Origin of the sequence: Pseudomonas sp. MM213 (assembly GCF_020423045.1) — a bacterium.
Taxonomy (GTDB): Bacteria; Pseudomonadota; Gammaproteobacteria; order Pseudomonadales; family Pseudomonadaceae; genus Aquipseudomonas; species Aquipseudomonas migulae.
Genome location: NZ_CP081943.1, coordinates 5,106,868 through 5,125,310, shown reverse-complemented (window position 1 = coordinate 5,125,310; position 18,443 = coordinate 5,106,868). Strand labels below are relative to the sequence as shown.

20 protein-coding genes are annotated in these 18,443 nt (G+C 62.2%); all 20 read left to right on the top strand.

The features are described from left to right. Positions 1–98: 98 nt before the first annotated feature. Entirely contained in the window at positions 99–824 is a 726-nt protein-coding gene (locus K5R88_RS23440; RefSeq protein WP_008042032.1) for a beta-ketoacyl synthase chain length factor, read from the top strand. Continuing rightward, a complete protein-coding gene (locus K5R88_RS23435) occupies positions 800–1,609 on the top strand; it encodes a lysophospholipid acyltransferase family protein (RefSeq protein WP_192226883.1) in 810 nt (269 codons plus the stop codon). Before K5R88_RS23440 ends, K5R88_RS23435 begins: the two co-directional genes overlap by 25 nt. Then, positions 1,590–1,850 (top strand): phosphopantetheine-binding protein, encoded by a 261-nt coding sequence (locus K5R88_RS23430; protein WP_008025122.1) that lies wholly within the window; start codon positions 1,590–1,592, stop codon positions 1,848–1,850. The genes K5R88_RS23435 and K5R88_RS23430 overlap by 20 nt, the downstream gene beginning before the upstream one ends. Positions 1,851–1,859: 9 nt before the next feature. Beyond that, the gene (locus K5R88_RS23425; RefSeq protein WP_008025124.1) at positions 1,860–2,114 is read left to right on the top strand and encodes an acyl carrier protein; all 255 of its coding nucleotides are present in this window, start codon (positions 1,860–1,862) and stop codon (positions 2,112–2,114) included. Then, the gene (locus tag K5R88_RS23420) at positions 2,111–2,656 is read left to right on the top strand and encodes a hypothetical protein (RefSeq protein ID WP_008025126.1); all 546 of its coding nucleotides are present in this window, start codon (positions 2,111–2,113) and stop codon (positions 2,654–2,656) included. Before K5R88_RS23425 ends, K5R88_RS23420 begins: the two co-directional genes overlap by 4 nt. Then, entirely contained in the window at positions 2,653–4,335 is a 1,683-nt protein-coding gene (locus tag K5R88_RS23415; RefSeq protein ID WP_226298452.1) for an acyl-CoA synthetase family protein, read from the top strand. Before K5R88_RS23420 ends, K5R88_RS23415 begins: the two co-directional genes overlap by 4 nt. Before the next feature lie 128 nt (positions 4,336–4,463). After that, complete coding sequence (locus K5R88_RS23410; RefSeq protein WP_223450414.1) at positions 4,464–5,198, top strand: glycosyltransferase family 2 protein; 735 nt, start codon at positions 4,464–4,466, stop codon at positions 5,196–5,198. Continuing rightward, a complete protein-coding gene (locus K5R88_RS23405) occupies positions 5,195–6,142 on the top strand; it encodes an LpxL/LpxP family acyltransferase (protein ID WP_226298451.1) in 948 nt (315 codons plus the stop codon). Before K5R88_RS23410 ends, K5R88_RS23405 begins: the two co-directional genes overlap by 4 nt. Continuing rightward, entirely contained in the window at positions 6,123–7,667 is a 1,545-nt protein-coding gene (locus tag K5R88_RS23400) for an HAL/PAL/TAL family ammonia-lyase (protein ID WP_008039899.1), read from the top strand. Before K5R88_RS23405 ends, K5R88_RS23400 begins: the two co-directional genes overlap by 20 nt. Next, positions 7,660–8,085, top strand: a complete 426-nt coding sequence (locus K5R88_RS23395; RefSeq protein WP_226298450.1) for an acyl-CoA thioesterase — start codon at positions 7,660–7,662, stop codon at positions 8,083–8,085. Before K5R88_RS23400 ends, K5R88_RS23395 begins: the two co-directional genes overlap by 8 nt. Beyond that, the gene (locus tag K5R88_RS23390; RefSeq protein WP_226298449.1) at positions 8,082–8,684 is read left to right on the top strand and encodes an outer membrane lipoprotein carrier protein LolA; all 603 of its coding nucleotides are present in this window, start codon (positions 8,082–8,084) and stop codon (positions 8,682–8,684) included. Before K5R88_RS23395 ends, K5R88_RS23390 begins: the two co-directional genes overlap by 4 nt. Beyond that, positions 8,668–11,007: an MMPL family transporter gene (locus K5R88_RS23385; protein WP_223450411.1), complete on the top strand. Its 2,340-nt coding sequence runs from the start codon at positions 8,668–8,670 to the stop codon at positions 11,005–11,007. Before K5R88_RS23390 ends, K5R88_RS23385 begins: the two co-directional genes overlap by 17 nt. Beyond that, the gene (locus K5R88_RS23380; protein ID WP_223450417.1) at positions 11,007–12,164 is read left to right on the top strand and encodes a sodium:proton antiporter; all 1,158 of its coding nucleotides are present in this window, start codon (positions 11,007–11,009) and stop codon (positions 12,162–12,164) included. Before K5R88_RS23385 ends, K5R88_RS23380 begins: the two co-directional genes overlap by 1 nt. Then, entirely contained in the window at positions 12,151–13,398 is a 1,248-nt protein-coding gene (locus tag K5R88_RS23375) for an NAD(P)/FAD-dependent oxidoreductase (RefSeq protein ID WP_192226876.1), read from the top strand. The genes K5R88_RS23380 and K5R88_RS23375 overlap by 14 nt, the downstream gene beginning before the upstream one ends. After that, on the top strand, positions 13,395–14,120 hold the full coding sequence (locus K5R88_RS23370; RefSeq protein WP_223554166.1) for a class I SAM-dependent methyltransferase: 726 nt from the start codon (positions 13,395–13,397) through the stop codon (positions 14,118–14,120). Before K5R88_RS23375 ends, K5R88_RS23370 begins: the two co-directional genes overlap by 4 nt. After that, positions 14,120–14,725 carry a hypothetical protein gene (locus K5R88_RS23365; RefSeq protein WP_226298448.1) on the top strand — a complete coding sequence of 202 codons (606 nt, stop codon included), beginning with the start codon at positions 14,120–14,122 and terminating at the stop codon, positions 14,723–14,725. Before K5R88_RS23370 ends, K5R88_RS23365 begins: the two co-directional genes overlap by 1 nt. Continuing rightward, positions 14,722–15,918, top strand: coding sequence for a beta-ketoacyl-[acyl-carrier-protein] synthase family protein (locus K5R88_RS23360; protein WP_226298447.1), 1,197 nt, complete (start codon positions 14,722–14,724; stop codon positions 15,916–15,918). Before K5R88_RS23365 ends, K5R88_RS23360 begins: the two co-directional genes overlap by 4 nt. Next, positions 15,915–16,391 (top strand): hotdog family protein, encoded by a 477-nt coding sequence (locus tag K5R88_RS23355; RefSeq protein WP_226298446.1) that lies wholly within the window; start codon positions 15,915–15,917, stop codon positions 16,389–16,391. The genes K5R88_RS23360 and K5R88_RS23355 overlap by 4 nt, the downstream gene beginning before the upstream one ends. Next, complete coding sequence (gene fabG / locus K5R88_RS23350) at positions 16,388–17,116, top strand: 3-oxoacyl-ACP reductase FabG (RefSeq protein WP_226298445.1); 729 nt, start codon at positions 16,388–16,390, stop codon at positions 17,114–17,116. The genes K5R88_RS23355 and fabG overlap by 4 nt, the downstream gene beginning before the upstream one ends. Continuing rightward, positions 17,116–18,342 carry a beta-ketoacyl-ACP synthase gene (locus K5R88_RS23345; protein WP_223414650.1) on the top strand — a complete coding sequence of 409 codons (1,227 nt, stop codon included), beginning with the start codon at positions 17,116–17,118 and terminating at the stop codon, positions 18,340–18,342. The genes fabG and K5R88_RS23345 overlap by 1 nt, the downstream gene beginning before the upstream one ends. The last annotated feature ends 101 nt before the right edge of the window (positions 18,343–18,443 follow it).

Sequence of the window (18,443 nt, the reverse complement as noted above, 5' to 3'; positions counted from 1 at the left end):
AACGGGATAATGCGCGCCACTCGACGCTCAGCGTCACGTCAGGTGAATCGCCGATTTTGCGACTTGCCGCGTCAAGAAAGCCCGCAGGGGCGGGATGAATGTCTGTGATCAACTTCAACATCGCCCAATGGCGCGCGTGGGCCCCTGGGCTCGAAAGCGTGGACGATTGGCAGGCCTGGAGCCGACAACCGGTCGTGCTGCCAAGCTGCGATGCCGCCCCCGACGTCTCGTTTCTGCCGGCCATGCAACGGCGGCGGCTCAGCCGCCTGGCGCGGATGGCGTTCAGTGTCGGCTGGCCATTGGCCGATGGTCGCCCTGACCTACCGTTGGTCTTTATTTCCCGCCACGGCGAAACCCCGCGCACCTTCGAAATCCTCAGCGATCTGGCCGCCGATCAGCCCCTGTCGCCGACTCAGTTCAGCCTGTCTGTGCACAACGCAGTCATCGGCCTGTGGTCGATCATGCGCGGCGAAACCAGCGAAATGACCGCGCTGGCTGCGGCCGGCGATGGCCTTGAACACGGCATGCTAGAGGCTGCGGCGCTGCTTGGCGAAGGAGCGCCCGCCGTCCTGCTGGTGGTCACCGAAGAGCAGCCACCCGAAGCCTATTCGACCTGGATCGACGACGTACCCTTTCCCTACGCGGTGGCTTTGTTGCTCACACCGGGCAATGACTGGCAACTGTCCTTGAACAGCACTTCGGATGAGTTGTCCAAAGCCCACTGGCCCCATGCCCTGAATCTCTTGCGTACCCTGCTGGGCCAGCAGACCACCTGCCAACATGCCTGGAAAAATCGTGTATGGAACTGGCAACGCAATCGGTAACCGAAAAAAACCGCGACGCCTATTACTGGCGTTTGCTGGCCACCGCCGCAAGCTTCACCCTCTTCGGATTGGGCGGGCTTTGCCTGCGCCTGGTGGTATTCCCGGTGCTAAGCTGTCTGCCCGGCGATGCGCAGACGCACCGCTTGCGTGCGCGGCAAACCGTCAGCCGCTGTTTCTGGTTTTTCGTCCGGTTCATGGCCCGCACCGGCGTGCTGACCTACGACATCGAGGGCGCGGAAAAACTCGGCCGCCCCGGGCAGATGATCATCGCCAATCACCCATCGCTGATCGACGTGGTGTTCCTGATCGGCCTGGTGCGCCATTCCAACTGCGTGGTCAAAAGCAGCCTGTGGGAAAACCCTTTCACCCGTGGCCCGTTACGCTGCACCGAATACATCAGCAACGACGGCAGCATGGACATGCTCGACGCCGCGGCCGACGCGCTGAAAAGCGGCCAGACCCTGATCATTTTTCCCGAAGGCACCCGCACCCAACCCGGCGAAGCACCCGCCTTCCATCGGGGTGCGGCGTCGATCGCACTGCGCGGTGCGAAAATTCTCACACCGGTGGTCATCAAGGTCAGCCCGACCACATTGACCAAGGCCGAACCCTGGTATCGGATCCCAAAACGTCGCGTGCACTTCAGTTTCCGTGTCGGGGCCGATATAGACCCACAGGCCTTCGCTGCACAAGGCCCGGCGCCTCAAGCCTCGCGCAAGCTCAATGATTACCTGCATCACTACTTTATTAAGGAGCTCGCCGAAGATGAGCGATCTGCACCGTGAAATAAAACTGTTGATCATCGACGCCCTTGGCCTCGAAGACATCAGCGTCGAAGACATCGGCAATGACCAGACGCTGTTCGGTGAAGGCCTGGGCCTGGACTCCGTCGACGCCCTGGAACTCGGCCTGGCGATCCAGAAAAAGTACGGCATCAAAATCGATGCCGACGCCAAGGACACCCGCAATCACTTCAGCAACGTGGCGAGCCTTGCGGCGTTCGTCACTGCAAAACAGGCAGCTTGAGACCGGACCATGCAAACTCGTGACGACATTTTCAACACCTTGCGCGATGCCTTGGTCGAACTCTTCGAGCTGGATCCAGAACGTGTCAGCCTCGACTCCAACCTGTACCAGGACCTGGAAATCGACAGCATTGACGCGGTCGACCTGATCGATCACATCAAACGCCAGACCGGCAAGAAAATCGCCGCCGAAGAATTCAAATCGGTGCGTACCGTCAGCGACGTCGTCGAGGCGGTCTACCGTCTGGTTCAGCCGGCCGCATGAGTCGACTGATCGGCCTCGGCCTGCTGCTCGCGGGGCTGCTGTACCCTTTCGCGGTGTATTTCGGCATGGAGCATTTCGCCCCGTGGCAGTTCGGCCTGCTGCTGGGCAGCCTGTGGCTGGCGCGAGCGGTGACAGGCGTGCGTCGACCAGGGAGCCTGTGGATGGCCATCGTCGCCATCGTGTTTTGCCTGTTGCTTGCACTGTTCGACAGCCCCGCCATGCTGCGCTGGTACCCCGTGCTGATCAGCGGCTTCATGCTGGTGCTGTTCGGGTTGAGCCTGAAATTCGGCCCGCCGATGATCGAGCGCCTGGCCCGCCTGCGTGAGCCACGCTTGCCGGCCAAGGCCATTCGTTACACCCGCCAGGTCACCATTGCCTGGTGCTGGTTTTTTCTTTGCAACGGTTTGTGCGCCGCCGCCCTGACCCTCTGGGCGCCGCTGAGTTGGTGGATGTTGTACACCGGCCTGATCTCCTATGGATTGATCGGCCTGATGTTTGCCATTGAATGGCTTATACGACAACGGGTACGAGGCCACCCATGAATTGGATAAAACTTGAGCACCTGTTGTTCAAGGCTCCGCCGGAACGCGCCGTAACGGCCGGGCCGGTGCTGAATCACGCACAGTTGTGCGAACAGGCCCTGAGCCTGGCCGCCGGCCTGCAAGCGCAGGGTGTGCAGCGCATTGCCGTGCATCTGGAAGACGCCGCCGACCTGGCAATTGCCCTGCTTGGCGCCTGGCGGGCCGGGGTCAGCGTGTTGCTGCCTGCCGACCTGCAACCCCAGACGCGCCAGCGCTGGTCGAGCGAAGTCGATCTGTGGCTGACGGATCAGGCCGATGACGCGCAGTTGAGCGACTATCGCCATGCGCCGCTGAGTGGCGCTGCGCTGGACCTGGATCGCTGCACGCTTAGCCTGTGCACCTCCGGCTCCAGTGGCGCGCCCAAACGCATCGACAAAAACCTGCGCCAACTGGCCAATGAAGTCGAAGCCCTGGAACACCTCTGGGGCGCCGATCTGGCTGAAGCCTGCATCATCGGCAGCGTCGCCACCCAACACATCTACGGTTTGCTGTTTCGGGTGTTGTGGCCGCTGTGTGCCGGGCGCTCGTTCGTGCGCAAGCAACTGGCCTTTCCGGAAGATTTGCAGCGCGCCAGCCGCGAACACCCGGCCTTCGCCTGGGTCGCCAGCCCGGCGCTGCTCAAGCGCATGGGCGACAACCTCGACTGGCCGGCCTTGAGCGCAGTTCGTCGGGTGTTTTCCTCGGGCGGCGCATTGCCGGCCGAGGCGGCGCAAAGCCTGCAGCAACGCCTGCAACAGTGGCCGACGGAAATCTTCGGCAGCTCGGAAACCGGCGGCATTGCCTGGCGCCAGGGACTTGATTTGTGGCAGCCGTTTGCCGGCATCGAATTGAGCCAGGACAGCGATGGCGCGCTGCTCATTGCCTCGCCGTACCTGCCGCCCGGCCATATTGAACACACCGCGGATGCCGCGCGAATCGCGGCCGATGGCCGCTTCGAATTGCTGGGCCGTCTGGACCGGATCGTCAAACTGGAAGAAAAACGTATCTCGCTGCCGATGCTGGAACACGCGCTGATGACCCACGACTGGGTCGCCGAAGCGCGCCTGGGCGTGGTTCAGGAAAATCGCGCTTCACTGGGTGCGTTGCTGGTGCTGAGCGAGCAAGGTTTGCATGCATTGCGCAATCAAGGTCGACGCAACCTCACTCAGGCATTACGCGAACACCTGAGTCAGCATTGCGAAGCCCTTGCCCTGCCTCGACGCTGGCGTTTACTGCGGCAGTTGCCGCTGAACGCTCAGGGCAAACTGCCTCAGGCCGACGTCGAAGCGCAGCTGCTGGCGCCGCGTCCGAAGGCGCCGCAAGTGCTGGAGCAGGTAGAAGCCGATGGCGAATGGAGCCTGCAACTGGCGGTGCCACCGGACCTCGCGTACTTCAGCGGTCATTTCCCTCAGGCGCCGGTATTGCCCGGCGTGGTGCAAGTGGATTGGGCGTTGAGCCTTGGCCAGCAACTGATGAGCCTGCCGGAAAAATTCGCCGGCATGGAAGTGCTGAAGTTCCAGCAGCTGGTGCGCCCCGGTGATGAAATCCAGTTACACCTGCGTTTCGATCCGGTACGCAGCAAGTTGTATTTCGCCTATCGCAACGAGACCGCCACGTGTTCCAGCGGGCGGATTTTGCTGGAGGCTTCGAGTGATGCATAAATTTGGTGAGTGCTACGCACTCAATCGCGAGCAGGCTCGCTCCCACAAGGGGCCGTTTTGCACAATTCCAATGTGGGAGCGAGCCTGCTCGCGATGGAATCAACGCGGTCTCCCAGGTGTACGCCAACATGCATAACCCCTGCGCCGTCGTGCCCGTCTACAACCACGAAACCGCCATCACCACGGTGGTCGACGCCCTGATTGCCTACGGCCTGCCGTGCATTCTGGTGGACGATGCCAGCAGCCCGGCCTGCGCCAAGGTGCTCGATCGCCTGGCTGAGCGCGAGATGGTCTACCTGATCCGCCTCGCCGCCAACCAGGGCAAGGGTGGCGCGGTCATGACCGGTCTGCGCGAAGCCTCACGCCTGGGCTTCAGCCACGCTTTGCAGGTGGACGCCGACGGTCAACACGACCTGCAAGACGTCGCGACGTTCATCGAACACTCGCGCACCCATCCGCGCGAAGTGATCTGCGGCTATCCGCAATACGACGCCAGTGTGCCGAAAGGTCGGTTGTACGCCCGCTACCTGACGCACGTGATGGTGTGGATCAACACCTTGTCGTTGCAGATTCGCGATTCCATGTGCGGTTTCCGCGTCTATCCATTGTCACCGACACTGGCCGTGATCGAATCGGCCAAAGTCGGCAAGCGCATGGACTTCGACTCGGACATTCTGGTGCGCCTGTCCTGGCGCAATCAGCCGATGCAGTGGCTGCCAACCAAGGTGCATTACCCGCTGGACGGCGTCTCGCATTTCCGCATGTTCCACGACAATGTGCTGATTTCGAGCATGCACACCCGGTTGTTCTTCGGCATGTTGCTGCGGGCGCCGGTAATCCTCTGGCGACGGTGGCGAGCATGAGCAGCAACGTCGACAAAAAGCATTGGGCCGACCGCGAGGAGCGCGGCAGCTTCTGGCTGATGAAGCTCACCGCGTTCGGCGCCAAAGTCCTCGGCCGCCGACTGTTGAGCCCGCTGTTGTACGGCATCGTTCTGTACTTTTTCCTGTTCGGTCGCAGCGCCCGCCGCAGTGCCTGGCAATACCAGCAACGCCTCGCCGACTGGAGCGCTCGCATTGAATTGCGCCCGACCCATTGGCGGGTATTCGGTCAGTTCATGGCCTTCGCTGATTCGATGCTCGACAAACTCGACGTGTGGAACGGCAAGCTGAGCATCGAGCAGATCGAAATCGTCGACCCGGCGCTGTTGCGCAATCAGTTGCGTGGCAGCCGCGGGCAACTGCTGGTGGGCGCACACCTGGGCAATCTCGAAGTCTGCCGCGCGCTGGCGGAGATCGGCGAAAAGGTCACGATGAACGTGCTGGTGCACACCAAGCACGCCGAGCAGTTCAATCGTCTGCTGGGCGAAGCCGGGGCCACCAATCTGCGGCTGATTCAGGTCAGCGAACTGGACCCGGTGATCATGCTGCAACTGCACGAGCGCCTGGAGCGCGGCGAATGGCTGGCGATTGCCGGTGATCGCGTGCCGTTGCACGGCGGGCGCAGCGTGACCGTGGATTTCCTTGGCCATCCGGCAAAGTTTCCGCAGGGGCCATGGTTGTTGGCCGGTCTGTTGAAATGCCCGGTCAACCTGATGCTGTGCCTGAAGAAACCCGACGGCGATTATCGACTGACCCTCGAACCGTTCGCCGATGCGATCACCTGGAAGCGCAGCGACCGCGAGCAGGTCATTCATCAGTGGGCGACCCGCTACGCCGAGCGCCTGGGTCACTATTGCCTCGAAGCACCTCAACAATGGTTCAACTTTTACCCTTTCTGGAAGACCGATGACGACGCCAACGCTTGAGCCGGTAACCTTCGGCGAACTCCCTTTGCGCATCGAAGACGTGCTGGCCCTGGCCAACCGTCAGGTGCCGACGCAGTTGCAGGCTGACCCTGCGTACCGCGAGCGCATCGCCAAGGGCGCACGATTCCTCGATTCCCTGCTGGACAAGGAAGGCGTGATTTATGGCGTGACCACCGGTTACGGCGATTCCTGCGTGGTCGCGGTGCCACTGCATCACGTCGAAGCGTTGCCGCGTCATCTGTACACGTTCCACGGCTGCGGCCTGGGCAAACTGCTCGACGCCCAAGCCACCCGCGCGGTGCTGGCTGCACGTTTGCAGTCGCTGTGCCACGGCGTGTCGGGGGTTCGCATTGAGCTGCTGGAACGCCTGCAAGCATTCCTTGAACACGACATTTTGCCGCTGATCCCGGAAGAAGGCTCGGTGGGCGCCAGCGGTGATCTGACGCCGCTGTCCTATGTTGCCGCGACCTTGTCCGGCGAACGCGAAGTGATGTTCCGTGGCGAACGTCGTCAGGCCGCCGATGTGCACCGCGAACTCGGTTGGGAGCCGCTGGTGCTGCGCCCCAAAGAAGCCCTCGCGCTGATGAACGGCACCGCCGTCATGACCGGCCTCGCTTGCCTGGCCTATGCCCGCGCCGATTACCTGCTGCAACTGGCAACGCGCATCACCGCGCTGAACGTGGTCGCGCTGCAAGGCAATCCGGAGCACTTCGACGAGCGCCTGTTCGCCACCAAACCGCATCCAGGGCAAATGCAAGTCGCCGCGTGGTTGCGCAAGGACCTGGCGATCGATGCGCCGACCGCGCCGCTGCATCGCCTGCAAGACCGTTATTCCCTGCGCTGCGCGCCGCACGTACTGGGCGTCTTGGCTGACAGCCTGAACTGGCTGCGTTCGTTCATCGAGATCGAACTCAACAGCGCCAACGACAACCCGATCATCGACGCCGAAGCCGAGCGCGTGCTGCACGGCGGGCATTTCTACGGCGGCCACATCGCGTTCGCCATGGACAGCCTGAAAAACCTGGTGGCCAACGTGGCTGACCTGCTCGACCGTCAACTCGCGTTGCTGGTGGACGAGCGTTACAACCATGGCTTGCCGAGCAATTTGTCCGGCGCCACGGCAGATCGAGCGATGCTCAACCACGGCTTCAAAGCCGTGCAGATCGGCACCAGCGCCTGGACCGCCGAAGCGTTGAAAAACACCATGCCGGCCAGCGTGTTTTCACGCTCCACCGAATGCCACAACCAGGACAAAGTGAGCATGGGCACCATCGCTGCCCGCGATGCCATTCGTGTGCTGGAGCTGACCGAACAGGTCGCTGCCGCCACGCTGCTCGCCGCCAATCAGGGCGTGTGGCTGCGCAGCAAGGCCGAGGACGCGCGCCCGTTGCCACCGGCCCTTGCTGCCATGCATGAAGAGCTGGCCAAGGACTTCCCGCCAGTCATCGAAGACCGCGCGCTGGAAGGTGAATTGCGCCTGTGCCTGAAACGGATTGCCGAGCAACACTGGAGGCTGCATGCGTAGCAAGGGAGTGCTTCACACCGATACGGAAATCCTCGTGCCGTTCTTTGACGTCGACAGCATGAACGTGGTCTGGCACGGCCATTACGTCAAATACCTGGAAATCGCCCGTTGTGCGCTGCTGGATAAAATCGGCCACAACTACACGGCCATGTCCGACTCGGGTTACGCCTGGCCGGTGATCGACCTGCAATTGCGCTATGTGCGTGGTGCGGTGTTTGGCCAAAAGCTGAACGTGCGCGCCAATCTGGTGGAGTGGGAGAACCGGCTGAAGATCAACTACCTGATCAGCGACCTGGAAACCGGCGAACGCTTGACCCGCGCCGTCTCGGTGCAGGTCGCAGTCGACATGAGCAGCCGTGAGATGCAATTGGCCTCACCCAAAATCTTCACCGACGCTGTTGAAAGGATGCTCGCATGAAGCCGTTTTTCAGATGCCTCGGCGCTTTGGCGCTGCTCGGCCTGTCATCGATTGCCCATGCCTTCGATCTGCAACAGCTCAGCGATCAACTGGCCAAACCCGATGTGATCCACGGCCACTTCATCCAGGAAAAACACCTGCGCGCCCTGCCCCAGCCGCTGACCAGCAAAGGCACCTTCGTTCTCGCAAAAAACCACGGCCTGCTGTGGTTGCTGAAAACGCCGCTGCAACAGGATTACCGCATCACCGGCAAAGGCATTGCGCGACGTGACGCCAGCGGCTGGCAAATGCTGCCTGGCAAGAGTGCCGGCGCCGAGCAGAACCGCTTGTTCCTCGCCGTGCTGCAAGGCGACAGCAGCGGGCTGCAACGGGACTTCGAACTGTCGCTGAGCGGTGAGGCGCAGAACTGGAAACTGACGCTGACCCCGCGCTCGCTGCTGCTCAAACAGGTGTTCAATCAGATCAACATCACCGGCGGCGAATTGGTGAACACCATCGAGCTGCTGGAAACCCAGGGTGACAGCACCTTGCTGCGGATGCAGGACAGCACCAGCACCCAACCCTTGAGCGACGCGGAGCAACATGACTTTGCCGAGTGAACGCACGCTTCCACGGCTGTTTCTGATCCTGCTGCTGGCGGTGCTCGCGCTCGCCGGCTGGCAATGGCGGGACGGTGCGCCGCTGTCGGCCAACCTGATGGAACTGGTGCCGGGCACGGCGCCAGACGCGCTGGAACTGCGCGCCGAACAACGCATGCAAGAACCGCTGAACCGCGAAATGCTGGTGCTGGTCGGTCACACCGATCGCCAGCAAGCCGTCGCCATGGCGCAGAAACTGGGCGAGCAATGGCAGGCCAGCGGTTTGTTCGAAAAGGTCCAGTGGACCCTGCAAGCCGACTTGCCGGCGCTGCGCACGCAACTGCTGCAAGGCAGGTTGGCGATGCTCTCGGCAGCGGATCGCCAGCAATTGATCGAGCATCCCGACGCGTTCATCCAGCAACGGGTGCAGGCATTGTTCGACCCATTCACCGGTTTCAGCCTGGTGGCGAGCCAGGATGACTGGCTGGGCCTGACCGGGCGCATCCAGAACAGCCAGCCGCAACACGGTTCGGTGCAACTGGACATCGGCAGCGGCGCACTGGTTGCCGATGCCGATGGCAAAAGCTGGGTGTTGCTGCGGGCGCGCACCACCGGCAATGCTTTCGACATGAACCTGCCGCTGCAAGTGGCCGATCTGCTCAAACACAGCCGTGAAGAAGCGGCCCAGGCTGACGTGCAACTGCTGGCCGCCAGCGGCTTGCTCTACGCGGCCAACGGGCAGCGGCAAGCCACACGCGAGATAACCTGGGTCGGCGGTGGTGCCACCGTCGGCATTCTGTTGCTGTTGTTGCTGGCCTTCCGCCGTTTGCGCGTATTGCTGGCCTTCGTCCCGGTGCTGGTGGGCATGCTGTTTGGCGCGGTGGCGTGCGTGGCGCTGTTCGGCCATATGCATGTGATGACGCTGGTGCTCGGCTCCAGCCTGATCGGCGTCGCGGTCGACTACCCGCTGCACTATTTGTCCAAGAGCTGGAGCCTGAAACCCTGGCACAGCTGGCCGGCGTTGCGCCTGACCTTGCCGGGGCTGACGCTGAGCCTGATCACCAGTTGCATCGGTTACCTCGCGCTGGCCTGGACCCCCTTCCCGGCCCTGACCCAGATCGCCGTATTCTCCGCCGCCGGCCTGCTCGGCGCCTACCTGTCTGCGGTGTGCCTGTTGCCTGCGCTGCTCAAGGGTTCGGATTTGCGCCCGGCGCAATGGCCATTGCGCGTCGCCGAGTATTTGCTGGCACTGCGCGAAAAGCTGTTGAAAATCGCCCGTACGCCTGTGCTGCTGGTGCTGCTGATTGCCTTCTGCGTGGGCGGTCTGTTGCAGCTCGATACCAAAAACGATATTCGCCAATGGGTCGGCGCACCGCAGCAATTGACCGACGAAGCCCAGACCATTGCGCGCATCACCGGCTACCAACCCACCAGCCAGTTTTTCCTGGTGCGAGCGGCCAATCAACAAGCATTGCTCGAACGCCAAACCGCGTTGAGCGAGCGGCTGGATCAGTTGGTCAATCTGAACAAACTTCAAGGCTATCTGTCGCTGAATCAACTGGTCAGCCAGCCCAGCGAGCAACGGCAAGTGCGCGAAGCGCTGAACAAGTTGCCGGCGTTCTGGCAACCGCTGCTCGACGTCGGCGTGCCGGTCGAAGCTCTGAAAACCGAATTGGCGAAGTTGCAGGCACTGCCGGTCGAAGACATCGACAGCGCCCTGACCGGTCCGCTGGCCGAACCCTATCGCACGCTATGGCTGGGCCCGACCGAAGACGGCGTGGCGGCGATGGTCAGCCTGCAAGGCCTGAACAACCCTGCACTGCTGCGGGTGCAAGCGCTGGACTTGCCGGGGGTGGAACTGGTGGATCGTCTGGGCGAATTGAATAACGTGTTCGCCAAAACCCAGATCAGCGCTGCGGAACTGAAACTCGCCTCCTGCGTGCTGATCGTGCTGGTGCTGATCCTGCCGTTCGGCCTTGGCGGCGCCTTGCGCATCGTCGCCCTGCCGTTGCTGGCGGCGCTGTGCAGCCTCGCCAGTCTCGGCTGGCTCGGACAGCCGCTGACGTTGTTCAGCCTGTTCGGCCTGCTGCTGGTGACGGCGATCAGCGTCGATTACGCGATCCTCATGCGCGAACAGGTCGGCGGCGCCGCCGTCAGCCTGCTGGGCACCTTGCTGGCGGCGTTGACCACGTGGCTGTCGTTCGGATTGCTGGCCGTGTCCAGCACCCCAGCGGTGAGCAACTTCGGGGTGTCGGTGAGCCTCGGCCTGGCGTTCAGCTTCATCCTCGCGCCGTGGGCCGGACGGCACGTGCAAGCGGCCACGGTCGCGGAGTCGGCAGCGTGATGGTCGTGTTGTTCTGGGCAATGGCCCTGGCGCTGTTCGCCGTGGCCACGCGTGTCGGGCGCCATTTCGGTTTGATCCCGATCGTCAGCCAATTGTTGCTGGCCACCGTCGGTTTGCCGCTGCTGATGTACTTCTGGATCGAACCTCAATGGCACTTGAGCGGCGCAACGCTGGTCGCTCCGATCTGGCTGAAAAACCTCTACAGCCTGAGTTTCGCGCTGTTGCTGGGCTACATCCTCAGCGACGTGATCGACCTGCGCCTGGACCGCCAGAGCCTGAAAATCGCCCTGCCGAGTTTCTGCATTCCGTTCGCCGGCGGGCTCGCGACAGCGATCTGGCTGCTGCCGCCACAGCCGTGGATCAGCTCTTTGGCGGTCGGGCTGCTGTTTGCCATTACCGCGATTCCCGTGTTGTACCTGTACCTTCGGCATATCGATTACCCGGTCGCCGCGACCCGGCGCCTGGTGCAAACCGCGATCCTCATCGACCTCACGTGCTGGACAGTGTTCGCCATCGCCCAAGGCAGCCTGCACCTGAGCAGTTTGCTGCTGCCCTTGGCCTGCGCGTGCGTGCCCGTGCTGCTGCGGGTACTCGGCTTGCGCCAGCCACGGCTCTACAGCGGCTGCTTCTTCGCGTTGCTGGTGGTGGCCGAGCACTACAAGCTCAATGCGCTGATTGTCGGCATCGGTTACTTGTTGTGCATGGCCGCGCTGAAGGTGCCGCTGGTGCTGCCAATGCCGGCGGTGTGGATGAATCGCTTGCAGACCTGGATCGCGATCCCGTTGATCCTGACGTTCGGCATCGTGCAGATCAACGTCCACAGCGCCATGGACAGCCTGAGCTGGGCGCAACTGGCTGCGCTGCTGCTGTTCCCGATTGCCAGCAAACTGCTGGGCAACTGGCTGGGACTTGGCTGGGCCGGCGCTTCGTTTGCGGGCGCCAGCCGCTGGCGCGAAAGTGTGCTGCTCAATATTCGCGGCTTGAGCGAGATCGTCTTTCTCAACCTGCTGCTGCAACAACACCTCATCAGCCCGCCGCTGTACTTTGCGCTGATGCTGATGGGTCTTATCGCGACATTGCTGCCGGCATTGGCCGGCATGCACCGAATCCCTTTGAAAGCTGCCGTCCCGGCAAGGAGCCCCCATGCCAATCGTTGAAATGGAACGTCGTCAGGTAGTGATCATCGGCGCCGGTCCATCGGGCGCCATCGCCGCCGCGCTGCTCAAGCGCAAGGGCCACGATGTGTTAGTGATCGAACGCCAGCATTTCCCACGGTTCTCCATCGGCGAAAGCCTGCTGTCGCACTGCCTGGATTTCGTCGAAGAAGCCGGCATGCTCGAGGCGGTTAACGCTGCAGGTTTCCAGCTGAAAACCGGTGCGGCGTTCGCCTGGGGCGAGCAGTACAGCGCCTTCGATTTCGGCGACACCTTCAGCAACGGCAAGCCGACCACGTTTCAAGTCCAGCGCGCCGATTTCGACAAACTGCTGGCCGATCAAGCCGCGCTGCAAGGCGCGGAAATCCGCTATGGCGAAGCGATCGTCAGCGTCGATATCGAGCGGGAAAAACCGCTGCTCGGTGTGCAGCGCGAGGACGGCAGCGAGTACCGCGTCGAGGCTGATTTCATGCTCGATGCCAGCGGCTACGGCCGCGTCCTGCCGCGCCTGCTCGACCTTGAGGCACCCTCGAATTTCCCGGTGCGCCAGGCGGTATTCACCCACGTCGAAGACCACATCGACCACCCGGGTTTCGACCGCACGAAAATCCTCGTCACCACGCATCCAACCAAACGCGATGTCTGGTTCTGGACCATCCCGTTCAGCAACGGCCGTTGCTCGGTGGGCGTGGTCGCGGCGGCGGAGCATTTCGCCGGTCGTGCCGATAATCTGGACGATTGCCTGCGCGGTTTCATTGCCGAGACGCCAAGCCTCTCCGGCGTGTTGAACAACGCGGTGTGGGATACGCCGGCGCGCACCATCGGCGGCTACTCGGCCAACGTCAAAACCTTGCACGGACCAGGCTTTGCGCTGCTGGGCAACGCGGCGGAGTTTCTCGACCCGGTGTTCTCCTCCGGCGTGACCATCGCCATGCGTTCGGCGAGCATGGCCGCCGGTGTTCTGCATCGCCAACTGCAAGGTGAACGTGTCGACTGGCAGACCGAGTTCGCCACACCGCTCAAGCGTGGCGTCGACACTTTCCGCTGCTACGTTGAAGGCTGGTATGCCGGGACGTTCCAGGACGTGATTTTCCATCCGGACAGCTCGCCGGACATCCGCCGCATGATCAGTTCGATCCTCGCCGGTTATGCCTGGGATGAACGCAATCCATTCGTCGCCGAACCGAAACGCCGGCTGCGGATGCTGTCGGAACTCTGTGCAAGGGATGCCACATGAGCTACTTGAGCGACAACTACGTCGAGGAGACGCGCTTCGGGTTCTGGTTCCTGCGCAGCCACACCTGGCAGCACCATGTGCTGCGTGTGGCGATCAATGACCTGCGCAGCCTGTTCAGCGAACCGTTGCCCGCCCATCCGGTGTTGCTGGATGCCGGTTGCGGCCAGGGCAAGTCGTTCCAGTACCTGCGCCAGACCTTTGCCCCCCAGCGCCTGATCGGCGTAGACGCCGACCCGCACAGCCTCGACCTGAGCGGTGCAGAAGCCACCCGTCAGGGCATGGACGTGGAGTTGATCGGCAGCGACTGCGCCACGCTGGCCGTGCCGGATGCCAGCGTCGACCTGTTGTTCTGTCACCAGACCTTCCATCATCTGGTGGAACAGGACAAAGCGCTCGCCGAGTTCTACCGTGTGCTCAAGCCGGGCGGTTATCTGCTGTTCGCCGAATCCACCGAGGCTTACATTGATACCTGGGTGATCCGCTGGTTGTTCCGCCATCCGATGCACGTGCAGAAGAGCGCCGCCGGGTACCTTGAAATGATTCGTCGCCAGGGTTTCGAATTTGCCCCGCACAACGTGTCATATCCTTACTTGTGGTGGAGTCGCGCCAAGGATTTCGGCCTGCTTGAACGCTGGGGTCTGCGCCAGCCAAAACCCTTTGGCCAACGGGAAGAAACCCTGGTCAATGTGGTGGCGCGCAAACCGCTTGAAGGTGCTGTGTGATGTCTAGTGCAACTCAAAACTGTAGGAGTGAGCCTGCTCGCGATAGCGGTGTGTCAGTCAGCATAAATGTCGACTGTATGGCCGTCATCGCGAGCAGGCTCGCTCCCACAGGGTATGCGGCGGTGTTGAGATTTTTGCTCATTGGCGCGGTCCTGCTGATCAGCGCCTGCGCCAGCAAGGCACCGCTGCCCGAGCAAACCCCGAGCCTGCCGTTGCCGCAGCAACTGCACATTCAGCGTCTGGCGGACGGCCAGCGTCAGGACTGGGTACTGGTGATTGCACGTGAAGGCCCGGGCATTCGCTGGTCGATGATGGATCTGCTGGGTATTCCACAGGCACGTCAGAAACTGATCGACGGTCAATGGCAAGCAGACGGCCTGTTGCCGCCCAACCCGGAAGCCCGAGAGTTGTTTGCAGCATTGCTGTTTGCGCTGACACCCAAGGATGAGTTGCACGGCAACTATCCCGCTGCCTGGCAACATGGCGCACAACGATCCCTGCCGGAGCACTGGGAAGTCCGATATTCACAACCGATGAGCTTTGAATTGAACCTGCCCAAAGGTCCGACGTACCAAGTCACGCCCCTGTCCGGTGAGACACCATGACCGCCTACCTGAACGCACTCGGGGTGATCTGCGCCCTGGGCCGCGACAAGCACGAAGTCGCGCGCAACCTGTTTGCCGGCGATTGCTCCGGCATGCGCAGCGAGGCCGGCTGGGTTCCAGAGCGTTCGTTGCCAGTGGCCGCAGTGCGCGGTGATCTGGCGCCGATCCCGGCGGAACTGGTGAAGCAAAGCACCCGCAACAATCAGTTGTTGCTGGAAGCGGCGCTGCAAATCCGCGACGACATCGATCAAGCGATCCAGACCTACGGCCGCGACCGCATCGGCGTGATCCTCGGCACCAGCACGTCCGGCATCGATGAAGCCAGTCGCGGCCTGGCTCATTACATCCACGAGCATCAGTTCCCGGACTATTACGACTATCAGCAACAGGAACTCGGCGCGCCGGCGAATTTCCTTGCCGACTGGCTGCAACTCAGCGGCCCGGCCTATGTGATTTCCACCGCCTGCACCTCCAGCGCCCGGGCGCTGATGAGTGCCCAACGTCTGTTGGATCTGGGCCTGTGCGACGCAGTGTTGTGCGGCGGCGTCGACAGTTTGTGCAAGCTGACCCTCAACGGATTTTCGGCGCTGGAGGCGGTGTCCGAACAACGTTGCAATCCGTTCTCGGTCAACCGTAACGGCATCAACATCGGTGAAGCGGCGGTGCTGTTCCTGATGACCAAAGTGGCTGGCGATAAACCATCGATTGCACTGCTCGGCAGTGGCGCCAGCTCAGATGCGCACCACATTTCCGCGCCGGAACCGACCGGCCGTGGCGCCCTGCAAGCGATGCGCAAAGCCTTGGGCCGCGCGAACCTGCAACCCGAACAGATCGGTTACCTGAACCTGCACGGCACCGCCACGCAACACAATGACGCCATGGAAAGCCTCGCGGTGTCGGCATTGTTCCCGGCCGGCGTGCCGTGTTCTTCGACCAAACCGATGACCGGTCACACCCTCGGCGCGGCCGGCGCGCTGGAAGCGGCGTTCTGCTGGCTGAGCCTGAGCGCTGACAATCAAACACATACGTTGCCGCCACATGTCTGGGACGGCCAGCCTGACCCGCAACTGCCAGCCCTGAATTGGGTGACCCCGGCCGATCGCCTGGCGTCCATTGCACCTCGCTACCTGATGAGCAATTCCTTTGCCTTCGGTGGCAATAACGTCAGCCTGATTATCGGAGACGCCCCATGATTGACTGGCCGCTCGCCGAACTGCTGCCGCACGCTGGCGACATGATCCTCATCGATCAGATCCTCGCGTTCGATGACGAGCAGATCCACACCCGCCTCACCGTCAAGCCCGATGGCCTGTTCAATCGCCCCGACGGCAGCCTGCCGGCGTGGGTCGGCATCGAACTGATGGCCCAGAGTGTCGCCGCCTTCGCCGGCTGCCATGCGCGCCAGCGAGGCGATGCGGTAGAGCTGGGCTTCCTGCTCGGCACCCGCAAATTCGAATGCAATGTCGACCACTTTCCCGCCGGCACCGAGCTGACTATCCATGGGCTGCGTTCGCTGGAAGACGACAACGGCATGGGCGTGTTCGAATGCCACATCAACGCCCCCGGCATTCACGCTACCGCCCGTCTGAACGTGTTTCGCCCGCCTCAGGCCGCTCAATATCTTCATGAAACTCCACAAGGCTTTTCACAAGGAACGCAGGCATGACTGAATCCGTACTGGTCACCGGTTCCAGCCGTGGCATCGGCCGCGCTATCGCGTTGCGTCTGGCTCAGGCCGGGCATGACATCGTGCTGCATTGCCGCAGCGGCCTGGTAGACGCCGAAGGGGTGAAGGCCGAAATCGAAGCCTTGGGCCGCAACGCACGCATCCTGCAATTCGACGTGTCCGACCGCGCCAGTTGCAAAGCCATTCTCGAAGCCGATGTGGAAAACCATGGCGCCTATTACGGCGTGGTGCTCAACGCCGGCCTGACGCGTGACGGTGCTTTTCCGGCGCTGAGCGAGGATGATTGGGATGTGGTGATGCGCACCAACCTCGACGGTTTCTACAACGTGCTGCACCCGGTGATGATGCCGATGATCCGTCGTCGCGCCGCCGGGCGAATCGTTTGCATCACCTCGGTTTCCGGTTTGATCGGCAATCGTGGGCAGGTCAATTACAGTGCCTCCAAGGCCGGTTTGATCGGCGCGGCAAAAGCGTTGGCGATTGAACTGGGCAAGCGCAAAATCACCGTCAATTGCGTCGCACCCGGCCTGATCGACACCGCCATGCTCGACGAAAACGTGCCAGTGGAAGAACTGATGAAAATGATTCCCGCACAGCGCATGGGCACCCCGCAAGAGGTGGCCGGCGCGGTGAATTTCCTGATGTCGGCGGAAGCGTCGTACATCACCCGGCAGGTTCTGGCCGTCAACGGAGGCCTGTGCTGATGAAGCGCGTCGTCGTCACCGGCATGGCCGGCATCACCTCACTGGGCAGCGACTGGGAAACCATCGCCGGCAACTTCGCAGCCAACCGCAGCGGCATCCGCCGCATGGACGAGTGGGACCGTTTCACCGAGCTCAACACGCGCCTGGCAGGTCCCATTGATGATTTCAAAGTGCCGAGCCACTGGACCCGCAAACAACTGCGCAGCATGGGCCGCGTCTCGCGCCTGGCCGTCGGCGCGGCGGAACAGGCTTTGGCCGATGCCGGTTTGCTCGGTGACCCTTCGATCAAGGACGGGCGCATGGGCGTCGCCTGCGGCTCATCCACCGGCAGCACCGACGAAATCAAGGCATTTGGCAACATGCTGCTCAACTCGGTGGCCGAAGGCCTGAACGCCAACTCCTACGTGCGCATGATGCCGCACACCACGGCGGCCAACATCAGCATCTTTTTCGGCCTCACCGGCCGACTGATCCCGACTTCCAGTGCTTGCACCAGCGGCAGTCAGGGCATCGGTTACGCCTACGAATCGATCAAGTTCGGCCGCTTGCCCTTGATGCTCGCCGGCGGCGCCGAAGAGCTGTGCCCCACCGAAGCCATGGTCTTCGACGCGCTCTACGCCACCAGCCTGAAAAACGACGCGCCGCAGACGTCGCCACGCCCTTACGACAGCGCTCGCGATGGCCTGGTGATCGGTGAAGGCGGCGGCATGCTGGTGCTGGAAGAGCTCGAACACGCGCTGGCACGCGGCGCACACATTCACGCCGAACTCGTCGGCTTCGGCAGCAACGCCGACGGCCAACACACCACCCGTCCAGAGCAGGCCACCATGCGCCGCGCCATGGAGCTGGCCCTGGAAGATGCCGGTTTGCAGCCATCGGACATCGGCTACGTCAACGGTCACGGCACCGCGACCGAACAGGGCGACATCGCTGAAACACTGGCGACCAGCAGCCTGTTCGGCGAACACATGCCGATCAGTTCACAGAAGAGCTTCCTCGGCCACACCCTCGGCGCCTGCGGCGCACTGGAATCCTGGTTCAGCATCGAAATGATGAACCGCGATTTGTACGCGCACACCTTCAACCTCGATGAGGTCGATCCGCACTGCGGCAAGCTCGATTACCTGCGCGGCGAGTTTCGGCAGATGAGCAATCAGTATGTGATGAACAACAACTTCGCGTTTGGCGGCGTCAACACCTCGCTGATCTTCAAGCGCTGGGTTTAAGCGAAATCAAATGATCGCTGCTTGCGGCGATCATTGACTCCCCCCAACAAAAAAGATGGTTTTCGACGATGGACAAGGCGCTTGAGGATATTTCCTACACG